10 protein-coding genes are annotated in these 10,765 nt (G+C 71.9%); 1 reads left to right on the forward strand and 9 read right to left on the reverse strand.

The window, feature by feature from the left end:
* From OHA25_RS49795 to glnT, 8 genes are all read right to left on the reverse strand, one after another.
* Window positions 1-1,338, reverse strand: coding sequence for a lanthionine synthetase LanC family protein (locus tag OHA25_RS49795; RefSeq protein WP_327583848.1), 1,338 nt, complete (start codon window positions 1,336-1,338; stop codon window positions 1-3).
* Window positions 1,339-1,410: 72 nt separating this feature from the next.
* Window positions 1,411-2,055, reverse strand: a complete 645-nt coding sequence (locus OHA25_RS49800; RefSeq protein ID WP_305915990.1) for a helix-turn-helix domain-containing protein — start codon at window positions 2,053-2,055, stop codon at window positions 1,411-1,413.
* A 35-nt stretch (window positions 2,056-2,090) separates the two neighbouring features.
* Window positions 2,091-3,401 (reverse strand): ammonium transporter, encoded by a 1,311-nt coding sequence (locus OHA25_RS49805; RefSeq protein ID WP_327583849.1) that lies wholly within the window; start codon window positions 3,399-3,401, stop codon window positions 2,091-2,093.
* A gap of 88 nt (window positions 3,402-3,489) precedes the next feature.
* Window positions 3,490-4,593, reverse strand: coding sequence for an FAD-dependent oxidoreductase (locus OHA25_RS49810; RefSeq protein ID WP_327583850.1), 1,104 nt, complete (start codon window positions 4,591-4,593; stop codon window positions 3,490-3,492).
* Window positions 4,590-5,900, reverse strand: a complete 1,311-nt coding sequence (locus OHA25_RS49815; RefSeq protein WP_327583851.1) for an FMN-binding glutamate synthase family protein — start codon at window positions 5,898-5,900, stop codon at window positions 4,590-4,592. Before OHA25_RS49815 ends, OHA25_RS49810 begins: the two co-directional genes overlap by 4 nt.
* 10 nt (window positions 5,901-5,910) lie before the next feature.
* Window positions 5,911-6,585, reverse strand: coding sequence for a hypothetical protein (locus OHA25_RS49820; protein ID WP_327583852.1), 675 nt, complete (start codon window positions 6,583-6,585; stop codon window positions 5,911-5,913).
* Window positions 6,573-7,448 (reverse strand): hypothetical protein, encoded by an 876-nt coding sequence (locus tag OHA25_RS49825; protein WP_327583853.1) that lies wholly within the window; start codon window positions 7,446-7,448, stop codon window positions 6,573-6,575. Before OHA25_RS49825 ends, OHA25_RS49820 begins: the two co-directional genes overlap by 13 nt.
* Before the next feature lie 13 nt (window positions 7,449-7,461).
* On the reverse strand, window positions 7,462-8,799 hold the full coding sequence (glnT, locus tag OHA25_RS49830) for a type III glutamate--ammonia ligase (protein ID WP_327583854.1): 1,338 nt from the start codon (window positions 8,797-8,799) through the stop codon (window positions 7,462-7,464).
* A 404-nt stretch (window positions 8,800-9,203) separates the two neighbouring features.
* Here glnT and OHA25_RS49835 point away from each other — a divergent pair, with 404 nt between their 5' ends.
* Complete coding sequence (locus tag OHA25_RS49835; RefSeq protein ID WP_327583855.1) at window positions 9,204-10,109, forward strand: alpha/beta fold hydrolase; 906 nt, start codon at window positions 9,204-9,206, stop codon at window positions 10,107-10,109.
* Between the two features lie 2 nt (window positions 10,110-10,111).
* Here OHA25_RS49835 and OHA25_RS49840 read toward each other — a convergent pair whose 3' ends face one another.
* On the reverse strand, window positions 10,112-10,732 hold the full coding sequence (locus tag OHA25_RS49840; RefSeq protein WP_327583856.1) for a GntR family transcriptional regulator: 621 nt from the start codon (window positions 10,730-10,732) through the stop codon (window positions 10,112-10,114).
* Window positions 10,733-10,765 lie beyond the last annotated feature (33 nt).

Raw genomic sequence — 10,765 nt, forward strand, 5'->3', positions numbered from 1 at the left:
TCAGACGTCGCGTAGCCGGGCGGACGGCACCGGGATGGCGGGGAACGGGTTGTCGGGCAGGAGGATGATCCGGCGTGCCTGCCGTGGCTGAAGGGCGGCGTCGAGGTGCAGCAGGGCCGCGCCGATGCCGGCCGCGCCGACCATGTAGCCGGTGTCCGCGCTCACCTCGCCGGGACGCAGCCGCCGGTAGGCCTGGTACCAGCGCAGTCCCCGGCCGTCGTGGTCGGTGGCGGCGGCGATGAGATGCCCGGCGAGCCCCTGGGCGAAGGTCAGGTAGGCGTCGTTCCCCGTCTCCGCCCACAATCCGACGAACAACTCCAGCAGCCCCGCGGTGCCGCAGCACTGGCAGGCCACGTTCCAGAACCCGGCGGTGCGCCGGGCCGGGACGCCGCTCTGCATGATGCCGCCGGCCAGGCGCTCCACCCAGTCCAGGTGGCCGGGCTCGCCGGTCACCCGGTAGAGCTCCCAGAACATGCGCGCCACGCCTGCCGAGCCCGAGCAGAACCCCAGGTAGTGCAGGCCACGGCCGTGCGGCACGTGGTGCGGGACGACCGCGCACTTGCCGGTCACGACGCTGACCTCGCGGACGAATCCGGCGCCCCGGCCGGCCGCCTCCAGGAAACGCGGGTCGCCGGTGAGGCCGTACAGGCGGGCCAGGAGGAAGGCGGTGCCGGCCGTGCCGGCGAGAAAGCCCGGGGTGACCGCGTCCATGGGCAGGCCGGGACAGTCCCCGAAGCGGTGGCCGGGGACGGCCAGGGCGGCGATGCGCTCCCCCGCCGCCACCGCCGTCTCCTCCAGGCCGGGCACGCCCAGGGCGGTCGCGGCGCGTAGCAGCCCGAGCACGATCCCGCCGTCGCCGCGCTGGGCGGGGTCCCCCGTCCAGCCGGGGCCGCCGTCCAGCGGGCGGGCCGCGCCGACGATCCGCTCGGCGGCGGCCCTGGCCTGCTGCTCCAGGCCGTCATCGCCGAGTGCCCAGCCGGCCTCGATGAGCGCCACGACGGTGCCGGTGAGGCCGTGGTAGAGGGAGAAGTCGCTCTGCGCACGCCAGGTGGCCGCGAGGCGCCGCGCCCCTTGCCTGGCGTCGTCCAGGTAGGCCTCGTGCCCGGTCGCCGCGGCAAGTTCCAGGAAGAACAGCACGATCCCGGCCGAGCCGGCGTAGAGGGAGGCGGGCTCGGCCACGGTGAGCGCCGAGCGTCCGCGGGCGTCGGGGTTGGCGAGCCAGGTGCGCCCGTGCGCGTCGTCCACGGCGGCGGCGCGTATCCACCGTCCGGCCAGGATGGCAGCGGTCAGCGGTGTCTCGGCGCGCTCGCTGGGCGAGCGGGTGGTGTCCAAGCCCATACTCCATTCTCCCACACAGCCGGTAGGGAAATGGGCTAATTGTCAGGCGCCGGTACCAGTATCACCCAAGACCTACTCCTCCGGGTGGTCGCCGAACGCGGTGACCGACAGGAAGCGGATGGGTAGCTCCACCAGTTCTTGCGGGCCGTGCGTGCCCTCCCCGTCGAGCTGGAGTGCGTCGCCTGGGCGCATGGTGTAGTGGGCCTCTCCGTGTCCGTAGACCATGACGCCTTCGAGCATGTAGATGAGCTCGGTGCCGGGGTGCTGGAAGAGCGGGAAGACCTCGCTGGACTCGGTGAGGGTGACGAGCACGGCTTCCATCCGCTTGTGCGGGCCGCGCAAGGCTCCCAGCAGCTCGTAGTGGTGCCCGACCCGGCTGCCCCTGCGGACGATCCGCGCCCCGTGCCCGGCCGGCACGTAGACGGCCTCACGCTCGGCGTCGACACCGCGGAACAAGGCGGTGACCGGGATGTCGAGGCCGAGGGCGAGCCGGCCGAGCGTGGTGAGGCTGCAGGAGGTCTGGGCGTTTTCGATCTTGGAGAGCATGGCCTTGGAGATCCCGACCCGCGCGGCCATGTCCCCCACGGACAGGCCCGCCGCGATCCGGTATTTGCGCACCTGCCGGGCGATGACGGCCTCCAGGTTCACGGGTTCGCGTGCCTGGCCGGGATCGATCTCGCGGTCCGGCAGGTCGTCGTTGTCGTGCGCGGTGGCCATGGTGCCCATTCTGCCGAATTCGACGACGTTTCCTGTCAGGAGACGTCCACAGGTCGGGCGGCCGGGGTCGCGGGCACGGAGGAGCCGTCGCCTGCGTGCGTGCCGGCCAACTCGTACGCGCTCTCCGCGTGCAGGTGGATGTCGAGCCCTTCCTGCTCGGCCTCCTGCGCGGCCCGCAGGCCCATCACCTTGTCGAGGACCTTGGCGATGATCCAGGTGAGGACGAAGGAGTAGATCAGCACGGCGAAGGCCCCGACGGTCTGGGCGCCGAGGAGGCCCAGGCCGCCGCCGTACAGCAGGCCGTCCCGCCCGCTCGGTGCTTCGGCCGTGCCCAGGACGCCGACCAGGAGGGTGCCGACGACGCCGCCCACCAGGTGGATGCCGACCACGTCCAGGGCGTCGTCGAAGCCGAAGCGGAACTTCATGCCGACCGCCAAGGCGCAGATCGCGCCGGCCACCGCGCCCAGCGCCAGGGCGCCGAGCGGGCTGACGGCGCCGCAGGAGGGGGTGATGGCGACGAGTCCGGCGACGGCGCCGGAGGCGGCGCCGAGGCTGGTGGCGTGGCCGTCGCGGAGCTTCTCCACCAGCAGCCAGGCCAGCAGCGCCGTGCACGTGGCGGCGAAGGTGTTGAGCACGACGACGGAGGCGGCGTTGCCGGCCGCGAGCGCCGAGCCGCCGTTGAAGCCGAACCACCCGAACCACAGGATGCCCGCGCCGAGCATGACGAAGGGCAGGTTGTGCGGACGGGACTGCTTGGCCGGCCAGCCGGCGCGCCTGCCGAGCACCAGGACCAGGGCGAGTGCCGCGGCTCCGGCGTTGATGTGCACGGCGGTGCCGCCGGCGAAGTCGACGGCCTTGAGCTGGTTGACGATCCAGCCGCCGACCACGCCCTCGCCGTCGAAGGCGAACACCCAGTGCGCGACGGGCAGGTAGACGATCGTCACCCACACGCCGGTGAAGACCATCCAGCCGCCGAACTTCATCCGGTCGGAGACCGCCCCGCAGATCAGCGCGGTGGTGATGGCCGCGAACAACGCTTGGAAGGCGGCGAAGAGCGCCGGCGGAATGGTCGCGTCCGGAGCCTCCTTGATCAGGCTGCTCATGCCGAAGTGCTCGCCGAGGTCGCCCAGCAGCCCGGCCCCGCCGATCGAGTTGCCGAACGCGGCCGAATAGCCGTAGAGCACCCAGATGCCGCCGACGAGGGCCACCGCGCCGAACGTCATCATGATCATGTTGAGCACGCTCTTGGCGGCCACCATGCCGCCGTAGAAGAGGGCCAGTCCCGGCACCATCAGGCTGACGGCGGCGGTGCTTGCGAGGATCCAGGCAGTGCTTCCAGTGTCCATCTGCGCTCCGAAGTCCACGTATAACGAGGGGAATCGTTATTTCACGACAGTTAACAAACGGCGTGTTACACAGGGGCGTCGCGGAGCGTTAACTCGCGGTTTCCGCGCGGCGCAGGGCGAAGCGCGGGTACGGTCCGGCCTGCCCGAGTGCCAGGTCGGCGGCCATCCGGCCGATCAGCGGAGCGAACTTGGCGCCGTGCCCGGAACAGGGCGAGACCACCACGACGGGACCGGTCCTGTCCACGATGAAGTCCTCGTCAGGGGTGGTGGTGTAGAGGCAGCTGTCCTCGGCGACCGGCACGGGGTCGAGCCCTGGCAGCCGCTCCCGCACCCAGGCGGAGACGGCGGCCCGGGAGGCCGGGTTGACGACGCGGTCGCGGGTGCTCGCGGTGGTGGGCGTGCCGTCGTCGTGCTGGGCGACCTTGACCGCGGGCGCCGCTCCCCCGTCACCCCCCGAGGGCAGGCCGAAGATCTGCAGGTCGTCCTTGGCGACGAGGATCGGCCAGGAGTCGCCGGGGTCGCGCTGGCGGAAGTGGAACACCTGCTGCTGGGTGACCCGCAGCGGCGGCAGGCCGAGCGGCATCCCGATGGTGTCCGCCAGCTCAGGCAGCCACGGCCCGGCCGCCACCACGACCGCGTCCGCCTCGAGCTCCGCGCCGTCGTCCGTGCGCAGCCGCGCGCCGTTGCGTACGTCGATGGTGCTCACGCGGGTGTTCGTGCGGACGTCGGCGCCGAGTTCGGCGGCCCGCCGCACGCAGGCCGCCACCGCGGCGTCCGCGTCCACCACCCCGGCCTCGGGGTGGAACAGGACCGGGCCGTCGAAGCGCAGGTACGGCCAGCGCTCCGTGGCCGCCTCCGGAGCCAGGAGCTCGTGCGGCACGCCGGCGGCGGCGAGCAGCCGCGCCAGGCCCTCGGGGTCACGGCCCGCGCCGAGGTCGAGGCCGCCGGTCGTGCGGAGCAACGCCGATCCGGAGTCCGCCTCCAGCTCACGCCAGCACTCCCCGGCTCGCCCGGTCAGCTCGACGTAGAGGGGGTCGGCGTAGGCGCGGCGGAAGATCCGAGACGTGCCGTGCGAGCTGCCGTTGCGGTGGCCGATCCCGTACGCCTCGATCAGGGTGACCTCGATGCCGCGGCGGGCCAGCTCCCAGGCGGTGGCCGCGCCCATCAGCCCCGCGCCCACGACGGCGATCATGGACGGGCCCCGGGGATCCAGTCGGTGCCGGCGAGTGGGACGCGGGCCATGGCCGCGGACTCGATGGTCAGCGCGACCAGGTCCTCGGGCTCGAGGTGGTGCAGGTGGGACTTGCCGCAGGCGCGGGCGATGGTCTGGGCCTCCATGGTGAGCACCCGGAGGTAGTTGGCCAGGCGGCGGCCCCCTTCGACCGGGTCGAGGCGGGCGGCCAGGTCGTCGTCCTGGGTGGAGATGCCGGCCGGGTCGCGGCCGTCCTGGTAGTCGTCGTAGAACCCGGCGGCGGAGCCGAGCGCGCGGTACTCGGCGTCGTGACGCGGGTGGTTGTCGCCGAGCGCGATCAGCGCCGCGGTGCCGATCGCGACCGCGTCGGCGCCGAGCGCGATGGCCTTGGCCACGTCCGCCCCGGACCTGATGCCGCCGGAGACGATCAGCTGGACCTCGCGGTGGACGCCGAGCTCCTGCAGGGCCTGGACCGCCTGGGGGATGGCCGCGAGGGTGGGGATGCCGACGTGTTCGATGAAGACGTCCTGGGTGGCGGCGGTGCCGCCCTGCATGCCGTCCACCACGACGACGTCGGCCCCGGCGTGCACGGCAAGCTTGACGTCGTAATACGTGCGGGTGGCCCCGATCTTGACGTAGATCGGCTTCTCCCAGTCGGTGATCTCGCGGAGCTCGCCGATCTTGATGGCCAGGTCGTCGGGGCCCGTCCAGTCGGGGTGCCGGCAGGCGCTGCGCTGGTCGACGCCGACCGGCAGGGTCCGCATGCCCGCCACCCGATCGGTGATCTTCTGGCCGAGCAGCATGCCGCCGCCGCCCGGCTTGGCGCCCTGCCCGAGCACCACCTCGATGGCGTCGGCCTTGCGCAGATCATCCGGGTTCATCCCGTACCGGGATGGCAGGTACTGGTAAACGAGGTGCTTGGACTGGCCGCGTTCCTCCGGCGTCATGCCGCCGTCGCCGGTGGTGGTGGAGGTGCCCACGGCGCCGGCGCCGCGGCCGAGCGCCTCCTTGGCGTTGGCCGACAGCGCGCCGAAGCTCATCCCGGCGATGGTGACCGGGATGGCGAGGTGCAGCGGGTATTTCGCGTGCCGGGCGCCGAGGATCACGTCGGTGTCGCAGCGCTCGCGGTAGCCCTCCAGGGGATAGCGGGACATGCTCGCGCCGAGGAACAGCAGGTCGTCGAAGTGCGGCAGGCGGCGCTTGGCGCCACCGCCGCGGATGTCGTACACGCCGGTGGCGGCGGCCCGCTGGATGGCGTGGATGGTGGCGCGGTCGAACGTGGCCGACTCGCGCAGGCCCTCAGTCATGGAGTCTCCCTCAGTACGCGTTGTCGACCGTGAAGTGGTAGAGCCGCCGCGCCGAGCCGTAGCGGCGGAAGGCCGCCGGATCCTCGTCCCTCTCGGCCAGCTTCAGCAGCTCGGCCAGCTCGGTCAGGTGCTCGTCGCGGACCGGCTTCTCCACGCAGTCGGCCCCGAGCGACTTGACCGTGCCCTTGACGTAGATGCGTGCCTCGTAGACCGAGTCGCCCAGCGCGTCGCCGGCGTCGCCGCACACGACCAGGCGGCCCGCCTGGGCCATGAAGGCGCTCATGTGGCCGATGCTCCCGCCGACCACGATGTCGGCGCCCTTCATGGAGATGCCGCAGCGTGCCGCGGCATCGCCCTCGATCACCAGCAGCCCGCCGTGCGCGGTGGCGCCGGCCGACTGGGAGGCGTTGCCGCGTACCCGGACCATGCCGGACATCATGTTCTCCGCCACCCCCACCCCGGCGTTGCCGTGCACCGTGACGGTCGCGAGCTGGTTCATCCCGGCGCAGTAGTAACCGACATGCCCCTCGATGTCCACGGTGAGGTGCCGGGTCAGGCCGCAGGCGACGCTGTGCGCGCCACGCGGGTTGAGCACCCGCCACCTCGGCGCCGGGTCCGGCGCGTGCAGGGCCTGGTTGAGCTGCCTGACCGGCGATGCGGCCAGGTCCACGGTCAGCGCTTCCACACGTACACCTCTTCCGGCTCGGGTTCGAAGATGCGGGCGGACTCCACGCCCGGCAGCACCGCCAGCGCCCGGTACTCCGAGGCCATCGCCACCCAGCCGGGGGTCTCCGCGACCAGGGCGGGTTTGCATGCGATGGCGTCCCGTACCACCGCGAACGCATCGGCGGTCGTGACCAGCAGCGTGTAGAAGCCGTCGAAGCGCTCGCACAGCAGTCGCAGCGCCTTGTCCAGGTCCGCGCCACGGGCCAGGTGATAGGCGACGAAACGGGCGCCCACCTCCGAGTCGTTGTCGCTGTCGAAGGACACGCCCTCGGCCCGCAGCTCCCGGCGGATGGTGGCGTGGTTGGCGAACGACCCGTTGTGCACCAGGCACTGGCCGGGGCCGACGGAGAACGGGTGCGCCCCCTGGGGCGTGACCGCGGACTCGGTCGCCATCCGGGTGTGCCCGACGCCCTGCCAGCCCTGAACCCCCGCCAGGCCGAAGGCTCGAGCGAGGTCGTGGGGGTGGCCGGTGCCCTTCAGCACGGCGACCTCTTCTCCCGTCCCGATGACGGTGGCCCGCGGCAGCGCCTCGATCAGCGCGTCCACACCGACCGGCGCGTGCACGACGGTGGTGGGGCCGGCGTCGACGGCCACCGCATCGGGGATCCGGCCTCGGAGCGCGGACTCGACGGTGGCGGCGTCGGTGTCCAGCAACGAGACCGCCGCCCGGCCGGGCGGGGTCAGCCGCGGGTCACCGTAGACGGCGACGCCTGCGGAGTCCGGTCCACGCTCCACCAGCTGGCCGAGCATCGCGGCCAGCAGCTCCCCCAACCGCGGATGGAGCTCGGGCTCCCGCAGGTGCAGCCCGACAATTCCACACATGCAAAGACTCCTTCTAGAAGGCGGTGAGATAGCGGTCGACTTCCCACGGGCCGACCGTGCCGTGCCAGTCGAAGAACTCCTCGCGTTTGGCCGCGCCGAAGTACCCGCTGACGCCTGGTCCGGCCGCGTCCAGGGCGCCGCTGATCACCGGGTCGGCGGCCAGGGCCTCGACGGCGTGCAGCAACGTCGGCGGCAGCTCCGGGCGGGCGGCGACGGCCGACGCCTCCCCCGGCTCCCCCGGGTCGAGGGCCCGCTCGACGCCGTCCAGGCCGGCCGCCAGCGCGGCGGCCGCGGCCAGGTAGGGGTTGGCCGAGCCGTCGCCGCCGCGCAGCTCGACGCGGTTGCCGTCGGGCACGCGGACGAAGTGGGTACGGTCGTTGCCGCCGTACCCGGCACGGCGCGGTGACCAGGTGGCGCCGGAGCGGGTGGAGGTGGCGCCGGTGCGCTTGTAGGAGTTGACGGTCGGCGCGATCACCGCCTGCAGCGCCCCGGCATGCTCGAGGATGCCGGCGATGAACCCGTACGCCAGCGGCGACAGGCCCAGCCCGCGCCGGTCGGAGGTGTCGGGGAAGGCGGGATCCGCGCCGCGCCACAGCGACAGGTGCAGGTGCATGCCACTGCCGGTGCGGTCGGTGAACGGCTTGGGCATGAAGGTCGCGGTCATGCCGCGCTGCTCGGCCAGCACCGAGACCAGATACCGCATGGTGATCACCCGGTCGGCGGTGGTGAGGGCGTCGGCGTAGGCGAAGTTCTGCTCGAACTGGCCGTTGCCGTCCTCGTGGTCGTTGGCGTAGTTGCCCCAGCCGAGGGCGTTCATGGCCTTGGACACGGCCGTGAGGTGGTCGTACATGCGGGTCAGGCCACGTGCGTCGTAGCAGGGCTGGGCGGCGGTGTCGCGGGAGTCGGCGAGCACCAGCGCGCCGCGCTCGTCCCGGTTGACCAGGAAGTATTCGATCTCCGCGCCCACCGCCAGGGACAGGCCCAGCGTGCGGGCTCGCTCCAGGACGCTGCGCAGGATGAGGCGCGGCGCGTACGGCCACGGCTTTCCGTTGACGTGCGGGTCGCAGTGCACCAGGGCCAGACCGGGCCGGACGAACGGCAGCGGGGTGTAGGAGGCGCCGTCCGGGACGGCGATGATGTCCGGATCGCTCGGCCGCTGGCCAAGCAGCCCGGCGGCGTATCCGGCGAACCCCACGCCCTCGTCGCGGAGCTCCTCCACGGCCTCGATCGGGACGAGCTTGGCGCAGGGTTTGCCGGCCAGGTCGACGAAGACGGCGAGGATGAACTCGATGTCGTCGGCGTTGGCCAGGGCGGCTAGGTCGAGGGGTGCTGCGGCGGCTTCTGTCGACATGAGGGACTCCAGGCGTTGTCTACTGATAAGAATCAGCGTTGCCTGTTAGTGGACAATGCCAGTGTTACCGCCATGTTTCCCGCACGCAAGCACGCGGTTGCGCCTCGCCCTTACGCGGGCCTTTGACTTCCTTTACTGCCGGCTCTGGACAACGTGGCTCGTTCCGTGATCTGACGGAGTAAGAGCGTCGTCGATCACGAACAGCAGCAGCACCTGCACAGCGGCGGCGCGATCTACCGGCTGGGCGTGCTCGACCAGGCGCTGATCTGCCACTCCGGCTGGGCCATCGGTGTCGGCCGGCGACTGCTCGACGGAGCCGCCACGCCGTGGCGCGGGCCGGGCGGGCCGGCACTGGAGTGAGCAGCCCCTTCCGGGGAGAAGTGAGTGATGATATACAATATTTCATGCACCAGAATTCGGCCTCTCGCGTGAGCTACGCCGTCGCCGATGACGGCACCAGCCTTCACTGTGAGGAGACCGGGACCGGCTTCCCCCTCCTCTTCATCCACGAGTTCGCCGGTGACCACCGCAGTTGGGAACCTCAGATCCGGCACTTCTCCCGTTCGTACCGTTGCGTCGCCTACGCCGCCCGCGGATACCCGCCGTCCGACGTGCCGCACCGGCCCGAGCAGTACTCGCAGGCCCGTGCCGTGGCGGACGCGATCGCGATACTCGACCATCTGGGCATTGACCGGGCACACGTGGTGGGTCTGTCGATGGGCGGGTTCTGTGCCCTGCACCTGGGCTTGCGCCACCCGGAGCGGGCGGCGTCCCTCGTGGTCGCCGGGTGCGGGTACGGCGCCCAGCCGGAGCGTCAGGCAGGCTTCCGCGAGGAGTGCGAGGCGATCGCCACGGCCCTGGAGGCGGAGGGTGCCGAGGCCTTCGCCGCGCGCTACGCGCAGGGCCCCGCGCGGGTGCAGTTCCAGAACAAGGATCCCCGTGGCTGGGCCGAGTTCGCGCGCATGCTGGGCGAGCACTCCACCCCGGGCTCCGCGCTCACCATGCGCGGGGTGCAGAAGTCCCGCCCTTCGCTGTACGACCTGCGCGAGGAGCTCGCCCGGCTGACGGTGCCCACGCTGATCATGACCGGTGACGAGGACGAGGGCTGTCTGGAGCCGGACCTGATGCTCAAGCGCACGATCCCCACGGCGGGCCTCGCCGTCCTGCCCAGGTCCGGTCACACCCTCAACCTGGAGGAGCCTGAGCTGTTCAACCGGACGGTGGGCGATTTCCTCGCGACGGTCGAACGCGGCGCCTGGGGGCGGCGTGATCCGCGCTCGTTGTCGGCGAGCACGACCGGCATCAAGTGAGCTCAGGGAGCGTGATTGTCCAGGTGCGCCGCGCCCAGGATGTGCTCGCGGGTGACCTGCGCCGCCCGCGCGCCGTCCCGGGCGCGGAGCGCGTCGATGATCTGGGCGTGCTGCCGTGTGGACTCCAGGTGCGTGCGCAGCACCCGGGGGCCCTGCGGCATGGACTGCCAGAGCAGTCTCATGATCGCGAGTAGCAGCGGGCTGCTGGCGGCCTCGTAGATCATGTGGTGGAAACGGCGATTGAGGTCGGCGTAGCGGGCGTCCCCGTCGGGGATGCCGGCCAGCTCGGCGTTGAGCTCTTCCAGCCGTTCGAGATCGGCCTCGCCGATGCGGGGGGCGGCCAGCTCGGCGCCGAGGGACTCCAGCGCCGCGCGGATCTGGAAGTTCTCCTCGGTCGCGCCCTTGTCGGCCTCGCTGACCGTCGCCCCCTTGTGCAGGTCGCCACGCACCAGCCCTTCGGACTCCAGCCGCTGCAGCGCCTCCCGCACGGGCGTCTGGCTGACTCCGAACCGCTCGGCCAGATCGCGCTGCCGCAGCGGGGAGCCGGGCCGCAACTCGCCCGCGATGATCAGCTCGCGGAGAGTGGCGGCCACCATGTCGGTCTTGCTCGTGTACGTCGCCACGCTGGTGTTTCCTTCGTTGATGCGCCCGGTGGG

Source organism: Nonomuraea sp. NBC_00507 (assembly GCF_036013525.1).
In the GTDB taxonomy this organism is placed as follows: Bacteria; Actinomycetota; Actinomycetes; order Streptosporangiales; family Streptosporangiaceae; genus Nonomuraea.

Coding starts and splice junctions, on each gene's coding strand:
- OHA25_RS49800 (WP_305915990.1), bottom strand. CDS start 2,055: ATGGCCACCGCGCACGACAACGACGACCTGCCGGACCGCGAGATCGAT.
- OHA25_RS49795 (WP_327583848.1), bottom strand. CDS start 1,338: ATGGGCTTGGACACCACCCGCTCGCCCAGCGAGCGCGCCGAGACACCG.
- glnT (WP_327583854.1), bottom strand. CDS start 8,799: ATGTCGACAGAAGCCGCCGCAGCACCCCTCGACCTAGCCGCCCTGGCC.
- OHA25_RS49825 (WP_327583853.1), bottom strand. CDS start 7,448: ATGTGTGGAATTGTCGGGCTGCACCTGCGGGAGCCCGAGCTCCATCCG.
- OHA25_RS49815 (WP_327583851.1), bottom strand. CDS start 5,900: ATGACTGAGGGCCTGCGCGAGTCGGCCACGTTCGACCGCGCCACCATC.
- OHA25_RS49805 (WP_327583849.1), bottom strand. CDS start 3,401: ATGGACACTGGAAGCACTGCCTGGATCCTCGCAAGCACCGCCGCCGTC.
- OHA25_RS49835 (WP_327583855.1), top strand. CDS start 9,204: ATGCACCAGAATTCGGCCTCTCGCGTGAGCTACGCCGTCGCCGATGAC.
- OHA25_RS49810 (WP_327583850.1), bottom strand. CDS start 4,593: ATGATCGCCGTCGTGGGCGCGGGGCTGATGGGCGCGGCCACCGCCTGG.